The organism is Bacillus sp. FSL M8-0166 (genome assembly GCF_038008825.1).
Lineage (GTDB): Bacteria > Bacillota > Bacilli > Bacillales > Bacillaceae > Bacillus > Bacillus safensis.
Map to the genome: position 1 here is coordinate 2,726,014 of NZ_JBBOZZ010000001.1, position 18,237 is coordinate 2,744,250.

Annotated in this window: 15 protein-coding genes, 3 tRNA genes, 3 rRNA genes, 1 other RNA gene and 1 pseudogene; 4 read left to right on the top strand and 19 right to left on the bottom strand. The window is 43.8% G+C overall.

The annotated features are described in order from the left end of the window. Positions 1-57 precede the first annotated feature (57 nt). The 17 genes from tmk to tadA form a co-directional block, all read right to left on the bottom strand. On the bottom strand, positions 58-696 hold the full coding sequence (tmk, locus tag NSS92_RS14140) for a dTMP kinase (RefSeq protein ID WP_048239529.1): 639 nt from the start codon (positions 694-696) through the stop codon (positions 58-60). Then, positions 693-2,102 (bottom strand): aminotransferase class I/II-fold pyridoxal phosphate-dependent enzyme, encoded by a 1,410-nt coding sequence (locus tag NSS92_RS14145; RefSeq protein WP_340868696.1) that lies wholly within the window; start codon positions 2,100-2,102, stop codon positions 693-695. Before NSS92_RS14145 ends, tmk begins: the two co-directional genes overlap by 4 nt. Positions 2,103-2,179: 77 nt before the next feature. Then, positions 2,180-3,244: a toxic anion resistance protein gene (locus NSS92_RS14150; RefSeq protein ID WP_340868698.1), complete on the bottom strand. Its 1,065-nt coding sequence runs from the start codon at positions 3,242-3,244 to the stop codon at positions 2,180-2,182. An 18-nt stretch (positions 3,245-3,262) separates the two neighbouring features. Next, entirely contained in the window at positions 3,263-3,877 is a 615-nt protein-coding gene (locus NSS92_RS14155; RefSeq protein WP_340868700.1) for a 5-bromo-4-chloroindolyl phosphate hydrolysis family protein, read from the bottom strand. A gap of 128 nt (positions 3,878-4,005) precedes the next feature. Next, positions 4,006-4,197, bottom strand: a complete 192-nt coding sequence (locus tag NSS92_RS14160; RefSeq protein ID WP_024425620.1) for a sigma factor G inhibitor Gin — start codon at positions 4,195-4,197, stop codon at positions 4,006-4,008. 171 nt (positions 4,198-4,368) lie between these two features. Next, a 5S ribosomal RNA gene (gene rrf, locus NSS92_RS14165) occupies positions 4,369-4,484 on the bottom strand. Between the two features lie 61 nt (positions 4,485-4,545). Then, positions 4,546-7,476, bottom strand: a 23S ribosomal RNA gene (locus tag NSS92_RS14170). A gap of 98 nt (positions 7,477-7,574) precedes the next feature. Further along, positions 7,575-7,650, bottom strand: a tRNA-Ala gene (locus NSS92_RS14175). 14 nt (positions 7,651-7,664) lie between these two features. Continuing rightward, positions 7,665-7,741: transfer RNA gene (locus NSS92_RS14180), tRNA-Ile, on the bottom strand. Positions 7,742-7,836: 95 nt separating this feature from the next. Further along, positions 7,837-9,385: ribosomal RNA gene (locus NSS92_RS14185) — 16S ribosomal RNA — on the bottom strand. The 16S, 23S and 5S rRNA genes sit together here with 2 tRNA genes alongside, the layout of an rRNA operon. A 274-nt stretch (positions 9,386-9,659) precedes the next feature. After that, positions 9,660-9,923: a pro-sigmaK processing inhibitor BofA family protein gene (locus NSS92_RS14190; protein WP_034284261.1), complete on the bottom strand. Its 264-nt coding sequence runs from the start codon at positions 9,921-9,923 to the stop codon at positions 9,660-9,662. Positions 9,924-9,989: 66 nt separating this feature from the next. Continuing rightward, complete coding sequence (locus NSS92_RS14195) at positions 9,990-10,214, bottom strand: YaaL family protein (protein ID WP_024425764.1); 225 nt, start codon at positions 10,212-10,214, stop codon at positions 9,990-9,992. Positions 10,215-10,232: 18 nt separating this feature from the next. Continuing rightward, positions 10,233-10,829, bottom strand: a complete 597-nt coding sequence (gene recR, locus NSS92_RS14200) for a recombination protein RecR (protein WP_003218094.1) — start codon at positions 10,827-10,829, stop codon at positions 10,233-10,235. Between the two features lie 15 nt (positions 10,830-10,844). Continuing rightward, positions 10,845-11,168 (bottom strand): YbaB/EbfC family nucleoid-associated protein, encoded by a 324-nt coding sequence (locus NSS92_RS14205; RefSeq protein WP_008342011.1) that lies wholly within the window; start codon positions 11,166-11,168, stop codon positions 10,845-10,847. A gap of 26 nt (positions 11,169-11,194) precedes the next feature. Then, a complete protein-coding gene (gene dnaX / locus NSS92_RS14210) occupies positions 11,195-12,907 on the bottom strand; it encodes a DNA polymerase III subunit gamma/tau (RefSeq protein WP_340868708.1) in 1,713 nt (570 codons plus the stop codon). A 330-nt stretch (positions 12,908-13,237) separates the two neighbouring features. Beyond that, positions 13,238-13,502, bottom strand: an RNA gene (ffs, locus tag NSS92_RS14215) — signal recognition particle sRNA large type. 76 nt (positions 13,503-13,578) lie between these two features. Next, positions 13,579-14,055, bottom strand: coding sequence for a tRNA adenosine(34) deaminase TadA (gene tadA / locus NSS92_RS14220; RefSeq protein WP_267588172.1), 477 nt, complete (start codon positions 14,053-14,055; stop codon positions 13,579-13,581). Between the two features lie 79 nt (positions 14,056-14,134). On the opposite strand from tadA, the gene NSS92_RS14225 reads away from it, so the two are divergent. The 4 genes from NSS92_RS14225 (at position 14,135) to NSS92_RS14240 (ending at position 17,401) form a co-directional block, all read left to right on the top strand. After that, positions 14,135-14,689, top strand: a complete 555-nt coding sequence (locus NSS92_RS14225) for an isochorismatase family cysteine hydrolase (protein ID WP_095407523.1) — start codon at positions 14,135-14,137, stop codon at positions 14,687-14,689. Between the two features lie 99 nt (positions 14,690-14,788). Next, positions 14,789-16,036 (top strand): glycoside hydrolase family 18 protein, encoded by a 1,248-nt coding sequence (locus NSS92_RS14230; protein ID WP_411962554.1) that lies wholly within the window; start codon positions 14,789-14,791, stop codon positions 16,034-16,036. A gap of 85 nt (positions 16,037-16,121) precedes the next feature. Then, positions 16,122-16,745, top strand: coding sequence for a deoxynucleoside kinase (locus NSS92_RS14235; protein ID WP_024425759.1), 624 nt, complete (start codon positions 16,122-16,124; stop codon positions 16,743-16,745). Beyond that, positions 16,742-17,401 (top strand): deoxynucleoside kinase, encoded by a 660-nt coding sequence (locus tag NSS92_RS14240; RefSeq protein WP_003218104.1) that lies wholly within the window; start codon positions 16,742-16,744, stop codon positions 17,399-17,401. Before NSS92_RS14235 ends, NSS92_RS14240 begins: the two co-directional genes overlap by 4 nt. 89 nt (positions 17,402-17,490) lie before the next feature. Here the strand turns inward: NSS92_RS14240 and NSS92_RS14245 are convergent. Both NSS92_RS14245 and NSS92_RS19480 read right to left on the bottom strand, forming a co-directional pair. Continuing rightward, positions 17,491-17,583, bottom strand: a tRNA-Ser gene (locus NSS92_RS14245). A 129-nt stretch (positions 17,584-17,712) separates the two neighbouring features. Then, positions 17,713-18,048, bottom strand: a pseudogene (locus NSS92_RS19480) (methyl-accepting chemotaxis protein); the annotation flags it as partial. Between the last annotated feature and the right edge of the window lie 189 nt (positions 18,049-18,237).

Genomic DNA, 18,237 nt, shown 5'->3' on the forward strand with positions numbered 1-18,237 from the left:
GGCACAGATGACATGCCGATGTCTTCCTCTATATTATAACAACGATTGGGAATTAGGTCATATTTGATTTTGCTTTAATGTGTCCTGAATCAATTGAAGGACTTCTTCATAGACAGCCTGCATCGGCTGAGACGCATCCACTACACGGAATCGTTCTGGTGATTGTGCAATAAGCAGTTCATAACCTTCTCTGACCAGCTGGTGGAAATTCAGCGTCTCCATGTCTAATCGATTCTTTTCTCTTCCCTGGTTGGCATCGATTCGCTTTAGCCCTTCCTCAGGTGTAATAGAAAAATAAATGGTCATTTGAGGCATCGTGCCATTAATAGCAAAGTCGTTAATTGACTTTACTTCTTCAATCCCAAGCCCTCTCGCATAGCCTTGATAAGCAAGGGAGCTATCGACAAAACGATCACATAAAACCGTCTGCCCGCGCTGTAATGCCGGTTCTACCTTCTCAGCCAAATGCTGCCTTCTTGCGGCTGCATACAGCAAAGCTTCTGTTTTCGCGTCCATTTTTGTGTTTTTTTCATTTAAAATGACTTCACGAATCTGCTCTGCAATGTCAATGCCACCAGGCTCACGTGTCGCCATCACTGCATATCCTTGGCGTTCCATTTCTTCATACACTTTTTGAATCACTGTCGTTTTTCCGGCACCCTCTGGCCCTTCAAACGTAATAAACATACCGCTCATAGTGTCTCCTCTTCTATATCAACATATAATTTTCTCTGATGAATCACCTGACTTGCTTGAACATGAACCTGATGTCCAAGCAAGCGGCTTAAAGCCGCAATTTGATCGATTTCAATACGCTCTCCCTTAACGATCAAAGGAATACCCGGTGGATATGGAATAACCGATTCTGCGCTAATCCGTCCTGCTGCATGTTCAAATGGGACGGCTTCTATCTCCTGTCTATGCTCATCGTTCTCAATAGACAGCGCCTCACTTTGGATATGATCTTTTCCTTTGAGCAATGAATCGCTTTGATTAAGGGCCTGCTCTATTCGTTTAAAAGGAATATCCTTCTTCTGTTCCAAGCCAAAGACAAGTAATACCTGATGTTCGTCCGCAAGCTCTGGGTGAACCTCCACTGATTCAAGCACTCGTTTTAGCTCATAACCAGTCAGCCCTTTTTTTGATCGAATAACACATTTTAATGGATCGTTAGAATGCAATTCAGACTCGACCACTTCAAGCTGAGGTATACGGTTGAACTCATTTTTCAGCTCTGCCAGCCCTTTCATGATTCCATCCAAGATCCCTTTTTTCTTGATCTCCTCGACATAAGCTCTTGCCACATCTAATGAGGCCATAATTGGATAGGATGGAGAACTGCTTTGAAGCATCGTGAGGAATGTTTTCAAACGTTTTGCATCCATTCGCTCCCCCTGAAGATGAAGGTATGATCCCATCGTCATTGCCGGAAGGGTTTTATGTGCTGATTGTACCACCACGTCAGCTCCATAGGAAAGAGCAGATGGAGGAAAAGCGCCGTCTAATACAAAATGTGCACCATGTGCCTCATCAACCAAAACGATCATGCCTGCTTCGTGGCACATTTGAATCAGTTTTGATAAATCAGCTGCATGACCGTAGTAGTTCGGATAAGTCAAAACGATCACCCGGCCATTAGGATGTTTTGCTATGGCTTTTTTGACTGTTTCATCTGTCACATGTGTTGGAACATGCAGGTGTGGATCTATCTCAGCTTCTACCATAATAGGCGTTGCTCCTGCAAGCTCAATCGCATGGTAAACAGACTTATGACAATTTCGCTGGACGAAAATCTCATCTCCCGCACGACAGGCAGCCATCACCATCGCTAAATTTCCGACAGTTGTCCCATTCACAAGGAAAAAGCTTTGATCTGATCCATATAGATTTGCCAATAAATGTTCAGCCTCTTGAATTACACCAGTTGGATGATGGAGATCATCTAATCCTTCAAGCTCCGTTACATCCAGCTGAAGAATTGACTCATAATAAGACCGTGCCTCATCAAAAAAGACATCTCCATTGTGATGTCCTGGAACGTGAAAAGAATAAGGCTTCTTTTCCGCATGTTGTGCTAATGCTGTATATAAAGGTGTTTTCAAACAAATCGACCCTTTTCACTTTAACGATATCTTATGTCTATTATAACGTTCATACAAAGGAACCGAAAGATGGATTCTCATTCCTTTATTGGCTGGTGATTCGTCAGCTGCTGTTCTGCCTCATACATGCTGTTTTTCAATTGAACTCGCTCTTGGCTTCCATGCTCTTTCACCTGTAACGTTTCCTGTAAGGTTTCAGCTAATTGGCGTTGAACCTTTTTCAACGTATCTATAGGTGCAAAAGCTGCCTCTTCAAGAAGCTCCCCCTGCTGCTTTGATACCTTTTCATATGTTTTTTGGATTCGATTCTCAAGAGCTGAATTGGCACGCTGCTGAATATGCGTTAACGCAATCGACATTTGGTTGATCCATAGAGGAATAGACGCAGAAACAGTGGATTGAATGTGATTGGCCAATGTATGATTCGTATGCTGGATCATTCGAATTTGGGCATTACATTGCAAAGCAATTTGCCGGCTTAGCAGCAAATCATGTTTCCGTTCCTTCAGCCTCCCCATATAATCTTCTGCATTGACTTCCTGACTCATCAATTGCTCCTCTATAGTCCGATTACCAGTCTGCTCCGTTTCTGATATGATCTGCTTCTCTAAAGTTGTCATCTTCGCTTCAACTGCTGCAACCTGCAGCGTCATCTCTTGGAAATAAGTTTGATTTTCTTCAAATAAACGCTCTAATAACATATGGTCCGAGATTAACCCGCCTTTTGCGTAACGAAGCCTTGCTGATAATCTCTCGATCTGTGATTTTGCATGTTGAAAACGCGATATGATTTCCTGAGTAGAACGCTTCTCCCGCTGAAACAACTTCAAAAAAAAGCCCTGCTTCTTTGGTAGTAAATCCTCCGGTTCTACTATATGCAGCTGGTGCAAAAAGGCCTCAAGCACGTCTCCTATTTGATCGATATCTTTTTTCTCAACGTATTTCATCATTTGTTGTGATTGTTCCAACAATCGTTCCTGAACACGTGTACCATAGAAAAGCAGCTTTTGCGGATTGTCAGGGATCTGCTCAGCACGCTGTATGGCTTCTTGTTTCTCCTCATCAGATAAGGTATCAAACACCCGAAACTGAAGATCTGTAGTGGAAGCAGGTGATGATGTGATGTGATCTTCTGGTTTCATTGCGTTTGACTCCTTTCATTATTTCTTTATCATTTTATCTGCCACTTCAAGCTCAATATGAAGGGCTTCTATGTCTCTTCCTAATACTTGCTGCAAATCATTCGTCAATTGCTTTTGCAGCTCTGTCAGCGTCACTCGAGTTTGGCTCAGTGTCATTTCCAGCTCATGACTGCGATCAGGCTGGTTATACAATAGTGCATATTTTTCAGTTAGTTCAACGACAGAATCCAAGCTTTCAAAATAAAAATGCTGTGCATCATAAAATCGGGTCGGCTCTTTTTTTGTAATCGTATAGATTCGTCGTGCAAGTCGAAGAATTTCATAATTATGTTTGATCGTCTGTACGTTCTTCACAGCAAATAAAGCCTTCTTTAAACGTACGAGCTTTTGTCCTGCTTCTTTTAAATGCTGTTTGATATATACATAATCACTACGAGACAGTCCGTGTTTCTTTAAAAACAACTGGAAAGCAACCCATCTGCTCCCTGCAAACATCACGCCCCCCCCCATCATCGCATACAGTATCGATAATCCAGCATGATGATGGAAAACCCCAATACTGACGGTTAAAATCACAAGCGAAAAAAAAGTAGAGAGGATGGCCCATATAAATGTATAAAAAATTGATTTCATGTTCATCGACTCCTATGAATAATCAGGCTCTCTGTTTATCTTATTATTAATTACGGATGATGTCCAAACTAAGTTCCAAAAAACAGGCCCAATCCTTCTTGGCTCATAAAAAAAGACCATCTAATGGTCTATGAATACAAAGGCGGCGTATGAAGATTTTTAAGCTTTCTAACATAATCGGCATAGCTAGGATCCGAGGTCGATGTAGAAATTAACTTTCGCTCACATTCTCGGCACAAAAACTGATGATATAAATAAATTCCCTTTGTTTTTTTCTCTTCACAAATCAAACAAATCGCTTCTCGCTCTTTTTTGCTCATTGTGACACCTCCACTTATAGCTTCAGTATGCCCTAGCGCTTTCAATTGTATACAAAATTAAGAATGTTTTAGATGGTAGTTTAGTATATGTATCCATGTCAGATCGAGTGTTTGTTCCTTTTCTTAAAAAACAAAAAAGACCAGTTCCAAATGGAACTGATCCTTATAGAAGCTTGGCGGCGTCCTACTCTCACAGGGGGAAACCCCCAACTACCATCGGCGCTGAAGAGCTTAACTTCCGTGTTCGGTATGGGAACGGGTGTGACCTCTTCGCTATCGCCACCAAACCTGATGGAGAGAATGTTCTCTCAAAACTAGATAACAATGTTCAAACTTCACATTAGAATATAGGTTAAGTCCTCGATCTATTAGTATCTGTCAGCTCCACGTGTCACCACGCTTCCACCTCAGACCTATCAACCTGATCATCTTTCAGGGATCTTACTTCCTTGCGGAATGGGAAATCTCATCTTGAGGGGGGCTTCATGCTTAGATGCTTTCAGCACTTATCCCGTCCGCACATAGCTACCCAGCGATGCCCTTGGCAGAACAACTGGTACACCAGCGGTGCGTCCATCCCGGTCCTCTCGTACTAAGGACAGCTCCTCTCAAATTTCCTGCGCCCGCGACGGATAGGGACCGAACTGTCTCACGACGTTCTGAACCCAGCTCGCGTACCGCTTTAATGGGCGAACAGCCCAACCCTTGGGACCGACTACAGCCCCAGGATGCGATGAGCCGACATCGAGGTGCCAAACCTCCCCGTCGATGTGGACTCTTGGGGGAGATAAGCCTGTTATCCCCGGGGTAGCTTTTATCCGTTGAGCGATGGCCCTTCCATGCGGAACCACCGGATCACTAAGCCCGACTTTCGTCCCTGCTCGACTTGTAGGTCTCGCAGTCAAGCTCCCTTGTGCCTTTACACTCTGCGAATGATTTCCAACCATTCTGAGGGAACCTTTGGGCGCCTCCGTTACATTTTAGGAGGCGACCGCCCCAGTCAAACTGCCCACCTGACACTGTCTCCCTGCCCGATAAGGGCAGCGGGTTAGAAGGTCAATACAGCCAGGGTAGTATCCCACCGATGCCTCCACCGAAGCTAGCGCTCCGGTTTCCAAGGCTCCTACCTATCCTGTACAAGCTGTACCAACATTCAATATCAGGCTGCAGTAAAGCTCCACGGGGTCTTTCCGTCCTGTCGCGGGTAACCTGCATCTTCACAGGTACTATAATTTCACCGAGTCTCTCGTTGAGACAGTGCCCAGATCGTTGCGCCTTTCGTGCGGGTCGGAACTTACCCGACAAGGAATTTCGCTACCTTAGGACCGTTATAGTTACGGCCGCCGTTTACTGGGGCTTCAATTCGCACCTTCGCTTACGCTAAGCGCTCCTCTTAACCTTCCAGCACCGGGCAGGCGTCAGCCCCTATACTTCGCCTTACGGCTTCGCAGAGACCTGTGTTTTTGCTAAACAGTCGCCTGGGCCTATTCACTGCGGCTTCTCGGGGCTTTAACACCCTAAGAAGCACCCCTTCTCCCGAAGTTACGGGGTCATTTTGCCGAGTTCCTTAACGAGAGTTCTCTCGATCACCTTAGGATTCTCTCCTCGCCTACCTGTGTCGGTTTGCGGTACGGGCACCTCTCACCTCGCTAGAGGCTTTTCTTGGCAGTGTGGAATCAGGAACTTCGCTACTAAATTTCGCTCGCCATCACAGCTCAGCCTTTACGGGAAACGGATTTGCCTATTTCCCAGCCTAACTGCTTGGACGCGGATATCCAATACCGCGCTTACCCTATCCTCCTGCGTCCCCCCATTGCTCAAATGGTGAGGAGGTGGTACAGGAATATCAACCTGTTGTCCATCGCCTACGCCTTTCGGCCTCGGCTTAGGTCCCGACTAACCCTGAGCGGACGAGCCTTCCTCAGGAAACCTTAGGCATTCGGTGGACGGGATTCTCACCCGTCTTTCGCTACTCATACCGGCATTCTCACTTCTAAGCGCTCCACCAGTCCTTCCGGTCTGGCTTCACAGCCCTTAGAACGCTCTCCTACCACTGTTCGTAAGAACAGTCCGCAGCTTCGGTGATACGTTTAGCCCCGGTACATTTTCGGCGCAGAGTCACTCGACCAGTGAGCTATTACGCACTCTTTAAATGGTGGCTGCTTCTAAGCCAACATCCTGGTTGTCTAAGCAACTCCACATCCTTTTCCACTTAACGTATACTTTGGGACCTTAGCTGGCGGTCTGGGCTGTTTCCCTTTCGACTACGGATCTTATCACTCGCAGTCTGACTCCCAAGGATAAGTCATCGGCATTCGGAGTTTGACTGAATTCGGTAACCCGGTAGGGGCCCCTAGTCCAATCAGTGCTCTACCTCCGAGACTCTTACCTTGAGGCTAGCCCTAAAGCTATTTCGGAGAGAACCAGCTATCTCCAGGTTCGATTGGCATTTCACCCCTACCCACACCTCATCCCCGCACTTTTCAACGTGCGTGGGTTCGGGCCTCCATTCAGTGTTACCTGAACTTCACCCTGGACATGGGTAGATCACCTGGTTTCGGGTCTACGACCACGTACTCATGCGCCCTATTCAGACTCGCTTTCGCTGCGGCTCCGCATCTTCTGCTTAACCTTGCACGGGATCGTAACTCGCCGGTTCATTCTACAAAAGGCACGCCATCACCCGTTAACGGGCTCTGACTACTTGTAGGCACACGGTTTCAGGATCTATTTCACTCCCCTTCCGGGGTGCTTTTCACCTTTCCCTCACGGTACTGGTTCACTATCGGTCACTAGGGAGTATTTAGCCTTGGGAGATGGTCCTCCCGGATTCCGACGGAATTTCACGTGTTCCGCCGTACTCAGGATCCACTCTGGAGAGAATAACATTTCAGTTACAGGGCTGTTACCTTCTTTGGCGGGCCTTTCCAGACCTCTTCGCTTATATCATTCCTTTGTAACTCCGTATAGAGTGTCCTACAACCCCAAGAGGCAAGCCTCTTGGTTTGGGCTGTTCCCGTTTCGCTCGCCGCTACTCAGGGAATCGCATTTGCTTTCTCTTCCTCCGGGTACTTAGATGTTTCAGTTCCCCGGGTATGCCTTCTCATACTCTATGTATTCAAGTATGGATACTACTCCATTACGAGCAGTGGGTTTCCCCATTCGGAAATCTCCGGATCAAAGCTTGCTTACAGCTCCCCGAAGCATATCGGTGTTCGTCCCGTCCTTCATCGGCTCCTAGTGCCAAGGCATCCACCGTGCGCCCTTTCTAACTTAACCATTTCTTACTTTAGAAAGAATCACTATGTGTGATGAACTTTGCATTGCATTCAATGTGAATGTATTACTTATTGTTATCTAGTTTTCAAAGAACACGTTGGTGGAGCCTAGCGGGATCGAACCGCTGACCTCCTGCGTGCAAGGCAGGCGCTCTCCCAGCTGAGCTAAGGCCCCGATTTAATAGAAGATGGTGGGCCTGAGTGGACTCGAACCACCGACCTCACGCTTATCAGGCGTGCGCTCTAACCAGCTGAGCTACAGGCCCATCTTTCATATCGAAGATATGATGTTGTAGGATCTTTTGCAAGTTCCTTCAAAACTAAACAAGACGAAAACGCACGCTGCTCCATATATCCTTAGAAAGGAGGTGATCCAGCCGCACCTTCCGATACGGCTACCTTGTTACGACTTCACCCCAATCATCTGCCCCACCTTCGGCGGCTGGCTCCATAAAGGTTACCTCACCGACTTCGGGTGTTGCAAACTCTCGTGGTGTGACGGGCGGTGTGTACAAGGCCCGGGAACGTATTCACCGCGGCATGCTGATCCGCGATTACTAGCGATTCCAGCTTCACGCAGTCGAGTTGCAGACTGCGATCCGAACTGAGAACAGATTTATGGGATTGGCTAAACCTTGCGGTCTTGCAGCCCTTTGTTCTGTCCATTGTAGCACGTGTGTAGCCCAGGTCATAAGGGGCATGATGATTTGACGTCATCCCCACCTTCCTCCGGTTTGTCACCGGCAGTCACCTTAGAGTGCCCAACTAAATGCTGGCAACTAAGATCAAGGGTTGCGCTCGTTGCGGGACTTAACCCAACATCTCACGACACGAGCTGACGACAACCATGCACCACCTGTCACTCTGTCCCCGAAGGGAAAGCCCTATCTCTAGGGTTGTCAGAGGATGTCAAGACCTGGTAAGGTTCTTCGCGTTGCTTCGAATTAAACCACATGCTCCACCGCTTGTGCGGGCCCCCGTCAATTCCTTTGAGTTTCAGTCTTGCGACCGTACTCCCCAGGCGGAGTGCTTAATGCGTTAGCTGCAGCACTAAGGGGCGGAAACCCCCTAACACTTAGCACTCATCGTTTACGGCGTGGACTACCAGGGTATCTAATCCTGTTCGCTCCCCACGCTTTCGCTCCTCAGCGTCAGTTACAGACCAGAGAGTCGCCTTCGCCACTGGTGTTCCTCCACATCTCTACGCATTTCACCGCTACACGTGGAATTCCACTCTCCTCTTCTGCACTCAAGTTTCCCAGTTTCCAATGACCCTCCCCGGTTGAGCCGGGGGCTTTCACATCAGACTTAAGAAACCGCCTGCGAGCCCTTTACGCCCAATAATTCCGGACAACGCTTGCCACCTACGTATTACCGCGGCTGCTGGCACGTAGTTAGCCGTGGCTTTCTGGTTAGGTACCGTCAAGGTGCGAGCAGTTACTCTCGCACTTGTTCTTCCCTAACAACAGAGCTTTACGATCCGAAAACCTTCATCACTCACGCGGCGTTGCTCCGTCAGACTTTCGTCCATTGCGGAAGATTCCCTACTGCTGCCTCCCGTAGGAGTCTGGGCCGTGTCTCAGTCCCAGTGTGGCCGATCACCCTCTCAGGTCGGCTACGCATCGTCGCCTTGGTGAGCCATTACCCCACCAACTAGCTAATGCGCCGCGGGTCCATCTGTAAGTGACAGCCGAAACCGTCTTTCATCCTTGAACCATGCGGTTCAAGGAACTATCCGGTATTAGCTCCGGTTTCCCGGAGTTATCCCAGTCTTACAGGCAGGTTACCCACGTGTTACTCACCCGTCCGCCGCTAACATCCGGGAGCAAGCTCCCTTCTGTCCGCTCGACTTGCATGTATTAGGCACGCCGCCAGCGTTCGTCCTGAGCCAGGATCAAACTCTCCGAAAAAGTACAAAACCGAAGTTTTGCTTTTCGCCAGTTTGACTGACTACCTATGAAGTATCATAGGATTTTTTTATAAAAACTCGAATTAACAGGTACGTTTTGTCTTGTTTAGTTTTCAAAGAACTTGTTTACCGCTTCAGAAGCGACTAGAACATCTTATCACATCCAAGTTGTTAGTGTCAACAACTTTTTTGTTATTATGTTTTTTCGTTTCTTCGTCATCAGCGACGTATATTAATTTACCACCCTGCCGAATCAAAGTCAACAATATTTTTCATTAAATAATAAATTTTTCAATTACGATTAAAGCCGCTACGCCCGGAATACCCAATAAACCACTAATCCCACTCGTTACAGGGTTAATAGAGACATGTAATCCTAGACTCTCACCAAATAGGTTGAGGCAAAATAAAAAAAGAGCGCCTGCCACAAACTTCACTCCGATAAGCCCTAACCATTTGAATGGATTCGCCTGCACACCTGACATAAACAACAATAGCACAGCTAGCAAAATTGACCCGATCACAATAACAGGTTCCATAATCCTCTCATCCCCTCTTCATATGAATAGTACAAGCATATGAGAGGACTATGTACAATAGACCTGCTATTTCCAGTTGTTTAAACGTAAATTCCTCTTTTTCGCTTCTCTCAGATAGAAAAAGTACTTCGCTTGAGCAAGCTTTAATTCGAATAGAATGTCCGGTGAAGGCTCAACGCTATTTGCGACAAGCTTTTTTTGTCTGTTCCATTCTTCCTTTTGCTTAAAAAGCTGTTGAATTAATTTCTCATCGAATTCTTTTCGAATTGATTTTCTGCGAAGAAAACCCATGTACCGTACTTCTCCTTCCTACATCTCACGTCTGCCTTCTAGAGCCTTAGACAGTGTGACTTCATCCGCATACTCTAAATCTCCGCCTACTGGAAGTCCGTGAGCAATGCGAGAGAGTTTAATTCCTGATGGTTTCAACAATCTGGAGATATACATGGCTGTTGCTTCTCCTTCAATGTTTGGATTGGTTGCAAGGATCACCTCTGTCACTTGATCATCTTGCAATCTTTTTAATAGGTCAGGAATTTTAATATCCTCTGGGCCAATTCCGTCCATTGGCGAAATGGCACCATGAAGCACATGATATAAGCCGTTGTATTCTTTCATCTTTTCCATTGCGATTACATCTTTTGGATCCTGCACTACACAGATAACAGATTGATCTCTTCTTGTATCTTCACAAATATAGCAAGGATCTTGGTCTGTGATATGACCGCATACCGAACAATAAGTTAAATTACGCTTTGCATTTACAAGCGCCTTCGCAAAATCTAGTACGACATCTTCCTGCATACTAAGAACAAAAAAAGCCAGACGGACCGCAGTTTTCGGTCCGATTCCTGGCAATTTCATAAAGCTGTCAATCAGCTTTGATATTGGTTCAGGATATTGCATCTTCAATTATTCCTCCTAGAATAAACCTGGCATGTTCATTCCTTTTGTGAATTGACCCATCGTTTCATTCGTTAGCTCATCGACTTTTTTCAATGCATCGTTTGTCGCAGCAAGTACAAGATCTTGAAGCATATCGATATCTTCTGGATCAACAACTTCTTCATTAATTGCTACATCAACGACTTCTTTTTGCCCATTTACTTTTACAGTGACCATACCGCCACCAGCTGTACCTTCAAGGACTTTTTCTGCAAGCTCTTCCTGAGCCTTTGCCATATCCTTTTGCATTTTTTGCATTTGTTTCATCATTTTTTGCATATTTCCCATTCCACCGCGCATATGAACACCACTCTCTTTCATTTTTATTAATCTTTAATTTCAATTAAATCAGTTCCTACTAATTTCTTTGCTTCAGCAATCAATGGATCCTCTTCAGAAGAAGTTCCCTGACCATCTGCTTGTTCATCCGGCTGATGATCTCTTAAAAATTCTTCTCTTATTTTACCCCATTGAGCGTCAGGAACGCCAACTAATTCCACTCTTTTTCCTAACATAGACTCTAGCAGTTGTTCAAGATTGGTTCGAACACCACTTTTATCTTCAGCAACCATTTTACAATGTATTTCAAACTTGAATTTTAAAACAAAGGCATGCGAAGCAGCCGCAACTGGCTCACTGTCCGTTAATAACGCAGCGTGAGACACCTTATTCTGCTGTTTCAACTGGGCAAGGAGCTCTCCCCATTTGCCTTTAATTTTTTCTAACTCAGTCCGTTTCGCTTCTTTTAGAATCTCATGAATTCGTCCGACAGGTGCACGATAGCCATTTTTGTTACTCGTTTGTGGTCGTGGCGCTTCCTTTTTTTCTTGAGAGCTATGAGATGGAGACATTGGTACACCTTCGGCTTTTAGCCTCGATAGTTCCTGTTCAAGCCTGTTTATTTTATCTGTTAGCACCGTTAAATCAGCGTCAGCATGAACTTGTGTCAATCCTGCTGTTGACTGACACAGCTTTACAACAGCTACCTCAAAGAAAATCCTTGGATGATTTGTCCATTTCATTTCTTGGTGGCTTTTATTCAGGACTTCAATTGTTTCATACAGAAACTGAGGTGTCACACGATCTGAAAGCGAGACGAAACTTTCGTCGACCTTTACCTTTTCAAGGACACCCTCGAGATCTGGTGCCGTTTTATAAAGCAGCATATCTCTAAAGTAAAAAATCATATCCTCTATTAATTTAGCAGCATCTTTCCCCTGCTGGAGCAATTCATTTAATGTATCTAACGCTATGGCAATATTTTGATCAAAAATTGCTTCAGCAAGCTGACTAATGAAATGCTGAGATACAGCTCCTGTAATGAGCAGCGCATCATCAATTGTCAATTGTTCACCACTAAATGAGATCGCTTGATCCAAGAGACTTAGTGCATCACGCATACCGCCATCAGCTGCACTAGCAATGATCTCGAGCGAGCCCTCCTGTACATTTAGGCCTTCTGCATCTACAATTTTCTCCATTCTTCCAACAATATCTTTGGTCGTGATTCGTTTAAAATCAAATCGCTGACAACGAGATATGATGGTAAGAGGAATCTTATGGGGCTCTGTGGTAGCCAATATAAAGATACAATGAGCAGGCGGTTCTTCCAGCGTTTTAAGGAGGGCATTAAATGCACCGATAGAGAGCATATGTACTTCATCTATAATATAAACCTTATATGTAACCGCCGAAGGAGCAAATTTCACTTTATCACGTATATCCCGGATTTCATCTACCCCGTTATTCGAGGCAGCATCTATTTCAATCACGTCTGAAATTGAACCGTTTGTAATCCCTTTGCAGGCATCACATTCATTACATGGCTCACTAACAGGTGACTTTTCACAGTTCACTGCCTTTGCAAAGATTTTGGCAGCACTTGTTTTACCTGTTCCTCTAGGACCTGAAAATAAGTAAGCATGAGAAAACTTTTTCTGCAAAAGGGCATTTTGCAACGTTTTTGTGATGTGTTCTTGTCCAACAACATCCTCAAAAACTTGAGGTCTGAACACTCGATATAAAGCTTGATAACTCACAAATACGCCCTCCTCCATTTATCATCCTTTTCATTATACATGATGCACCGATCAATTCAAAAGCACACCTTTATTTTCTAATATGCCAAAAAGATGATTTCAACTATAGATTTTCTACTTTCCATGCATTAAAAACGTATTTTCTAGCTTTGCGAAAAGACCTGGGACCCTGAACGGAACACCAGTTCCTTTTGTGATTAGTGAAAAATGCAAATGGCGCCAAAAAGATTTTTTATCTATTTGTATAACCAAAGCAGTTGAGCTATTCTTTGAACAGCAACAAAAAACTCACCTAGATAAACTAGATGAGTTACATTTAATATTGATTTACCGTGCACCTTCTGTCGATTCGCTACCCCAAGCGTTACTTAAACAGTTAGCTCGGCCCAGGCAACCCTGCGGCACATGAGAGGTTTCACTTAATGCTGCTTCCTTCCGGACCTGACATGGTTCATGAATTCCCATTGCGCAGGACCCAGACGTCAACACCACTTATTTAAGGCAGACCTTGAAGTAAACGAACCTCGAGAAGGGATTCGGCCTCGCTAGAGCGGATTGCGAGTACAGGGCACCGCTACCTCCCCGCTTAGCACGGCAAAATGAATATTAAATTGTTAGTGACGCAGACATAAGTATACCTTCTTATAGCTCAAATTGCAAACGACACCCATTCATTTACTTTTGGCTTGTTTCTTTCGCTGACGGAGATTTCGGAAGAACTGACTTAACAGCTCACCACACTCATTTTCAAGTACACCACCGATGACCTCAGACTGATGATTGAAGCGTTCATCATCTAGTAAATTCATTAAAGTACCTGCACATCCACCTTTTGGATCGTATGCACCAAAAACGACCTTTTTCACTCTAGAGAGAACAATAGCACCCGCACACATTGGGCATGGCTCAAGCGTAACGTAAAGCACAGCATCTTCTAAACGCCAGCTCCCCGTCGCTTTACACGCTTCATCAATGGCAAGTAATTCTGCATGTGCAATTGCACGCTGCTCACTTTCCCTTAAATTATGAGCGCGGCTCACAATTTGATCATCAACAACAATGATGGCACCGATCGGCACTTCTCCTATTTGTTCTGCTTTTAAGGCTTCAGAAATGGCTTCTTGCATAAACTGTTCATCTTTCGTCATGGCACGGCTCTCTTTTCATGTTTTTTAAAAGGAAATTGAGGTTAACATATTATCACAATCTTTTAAAGGGGGTCTTATTTTGTCAAAGCACCAAAAGGCGCTGCTTATTATCGACATGATTAATAATTTTGATTTTGAAATGGGTCATGTGCTTGCAGAAAAAACAGAGCAAATGACCAATAAAATTTTAGCTCTTAAACAACATGCTTTCAAGGAAAATTGGCCAATCATTTATATCAACGATCACTACGGACTTTGGAAGGCTGATATCCAAGCTGTTCTGGAAACATGCAAAAACGAAAGAAGCGCTCCTATTTTAGAGAAAATGGCACCATCTAAAGATAATTACTTCTTAATTAAACCAAAGCATTCTGCCTTCTACGGTACTGCACTAGAGACACTCTTAAATGAATTAGGCGTCGAGGACATTATTCTAACTGGAATTGCCGGAAACATTTGCGTTTTGTTCACTGCAAATGACGCATACATGCGAGAATACAATCTAATTGTACCTAAAGATTGTATCGCTTCAAACGATGACAGAGATAACGACTACGCTTTAACGATGATGGAGAACGTTCTTCTAGCAAAAATCACCACCGCTAAGGAGATCACGAATGAAAATCAAACATGATTTAGCCATAACCCTCATAAATTGTTAGCAATAACAAAGGGGGCGTTGACTATCCAAATTTATGTTGTCAAAAGAGGAGATACTTTAAACGACATTGCCATGCGTTTTAAAACAACAGTTAATGAAATCATCCGTACTAACGAAATCGAAACACCAAATCAACTCGTCATTGGACAAACAATTGTCATTCCAATTAGAGGTCAATTTTATGAGGTCAAACAAAATGACACACTATATCAAATTGGAAGACGGTTTCAAATCTCAGTAGAAGAATTGGCACGCGTGAACAGAATTCGACCTGAAGCAATACTACCTATTCGCTTCTTGCTCTATATTCCACAAAGACCGAAAAGGAACATCAATTCCAATGCTTATATTGAACCACGGGGAAATCAAGTCAGTGAAAACTTAAAGCAGGCAGCTAGAGAGGCCTCCCCATACTTAACCCATTTAGACGTCTTTAGTTTTCAAGCACAAAGAGATGGGACACTGCGAGAACCACCGTTAGACCAACTACCCCAGATTGCCGCTCAGAACAGAACTGTATTAACCATGGTGGTGACAAATCTAGAGAATGAAAAATTCAGTGATGAACTTGGGCGTATTCTTTTAACTAACCAATCTGTCAAAACGGCATTTTTAAATGAAATTGTTCGTGTTGCCAAAAAGTATCAATTCAAGGAAATCCATTTTGATTTTGAATATTTACGCCCTGCTGATAAAGATGCTTATATTCAATTTTTAAGAGAAGCAACAGCCCGTTTCCATCAAGAAGGATGGACAATATCTGTTGCACTTGCGCCAAAAACAAGTAGTCAGCAAAAGGGCAAATGGTATGAAGCCCATGACTATGAAGCGATTGGTAAGATCGTCGATCATGTTGTGTTGATGACCTATGAATGGGGGTACAGCGGCGGCCCTGCACAAGCTGTCTCTCCAATTGGGCCTGTCCGCCAAGTCATTGAATATGCACTGACTGTCATACCAGCCAATAAAATTGTAATGGGACAGAATTTATATGGCTATGATTGGACACTTCCTTTCGTCCAGGGCGGCCCCATCGCCAAAGCCGTCAGTCCTCAACAAGCAATTGCACTTGCTAGACAACATAATGTCTCTATCCTATATGACGAAACAGCACAAGCACCTCATTTTCGTTATACAGATGCCAACAACAAAGAGCATGAGGTCTGGTTCGAAGACGCTAGATCGATTCAAGCAAAATTCAACCTCATCAAAGAGCTAAAATTGAACGGCATTGCTTATTGGAAATTAGGTCTATCTTTCCCACAAAATTGGCTCTTATTATCAGATCAATTTAATATTGAAAAAAGAACGACATCGTAATCCATTCACTCTATCTATTAGAAGGGGTATGGTACAATATACATTGGTTTGACAACTTTAACTTTATAGATAGAGGAGAACGCCTATGTATCCTGCCCCTTTTATTGCAGTGGAAGGCCCAATTGGAGCCGGAAAAACAACTTTGGCTACAATGCTTGCGAAGGAATTTCAATTTCCTTTAGTAAAAGAGATTGTAGAAGAAAATCCATTCTTAGATAAATTTTATGAAGATATGGAACAATGGAGCTTTCAGCTTGAGATGTTCTTTTTATGCAATCGGTTCAAACAGTTAGAATCAATTGAAGAAAACTATGTGAATAAACAGCAGCCGGTTGTCACTGATTATCATGTCTATAAAAATATGATATTTGCAGAAAGAACATTATCAAAAAAACACATGGATAAATACAGAAAGATCTATCACCTGCTAACAGATGATCTTCCTAAACCAAATGCCATGATCTATATAAAAGCCAGCCTTCCCACCTTACTTGAAAGAATACAGATGAGAGGACGCTCTTTTGAAGAAGACATTGACCCAGCTTATTTAAAAACACTCATTGAAGATTATGAGCTGGCCATTGAACATTTAAAACAGACTGAGCCAGGGCTTCCTATCATTACAATCGAAGGAGATCATACAGACTTCGTTTCCTCACAGCAAGATTACCAGCAAATTGTACAGAACATAAAGGAGCAAGTGTTATGAACAATATCGAAATACCAAAGGACGCAGTCATCACAATTGCCGGGACTGTTGGTGTCGGCAAATCAACTATGACCAAAACAATAGCGGACAAGCTAGGGTTTCAAACCTCTCTTGAAAAAGTAGATGATAACCCATATTTAGAGCCTTTTTATTCAGATTTCCAAAGATGGAGCTTCCACTTACAGGTCTATTTCCTAGCTGAGCGTTTTAAGGAGCAAAAGCGGATTTTTGAATCTGGCGGAGGATATGTACAAGATCGTTCAATTTATGAGGACACTGGCATTTTTGCAAAGATGCATGCGGACAAAGGTACGATGTCTGAGGTCGATTATGAAACGTATACAAGCCTATTTGAGGCGATGGTGATGACGCCTTACTTCCCTCACCCTGATGTTCTCATCTATCTACATGGGGATTTAGATCATATTTTACATCGTATTGAAGAACGCGGCAGAGAGATGGAAACTCAAACTGACCGGGCTTATTGGGAAGAAATGTACACTCGATACACGGAATGGATCGAACAATTTGATTTATGCCCAGTGATTAAAATTAATATTGAAGATTACGACTTACTTCATGATGAAAGCTCACTTGATCCCATTCTTCATGAAATCGCTTCTGTTATTCAAAAAAATCGCTCTAAAACAAAATAAAAAAAACCGCTGCATTCGCGAAATGCAGCGGTTTGACAATTTCCAATTTTTATGCTTGCGTTCAATTCAACTAAGGTAAAAAATCAATATGGCGGAGGAAGAGGGATTCGAACCCCCGCGGGCTTTGACACCCCTGTCGGTTTTCAAGACCGATCCCTTCAGCCGGACTTGGGTATTCCTCCGTATCGACAAGAATTAATATACCATATCATTTTAATTGAAGTCAACATCTTTTCGAAAAAAAATTCGATATGTGATTTCGGCATGAAGATTTGCCTATAAAAAAGCAGCCTTTGACGGCTGCTCTTGATCTATTTCGTATCCTGTCTAATTTCTTCAATAAACTGATTCATTTCTATTTTAAACTCATTTAATGATTCGATAATCTTCGTAAAATCTGTCACTTGTTTGGCTTGTTCATTTGTTGAGCTGCTGATTTGTGAGATGTTTTCAGACAAAGTGCCAATGCTGTCTTGGATTTCTTTTAAAAATGTATTTATGGTTTCAGCCGCTTCCTTCGAGCCATCTGATAATTTACGAACTTCATCAGCCACGACAGCAAACCCTTTTCCGTTCTCACCTGCTCTTGCAGCTTCAATTGCAGCATTTAAACCTAGCAGATTTGTTTGTCTAGCGATTCCGCCAATGGTTTTGACGACTTCTTCAATATTCGCAGATTTCTCTTCCGCTCTTCCTGCCTGTTCGCTTATTTCTAAACTTGTGGCAGCCAGCTCTTGTGAATGTGCTGCAATTTGCTCAATTCCACCTTGGAGTTCTTTCGCTACTTTATTGATTTGCTCCATATAACCGCTTAATTTCTTTTCACGATGATGTGA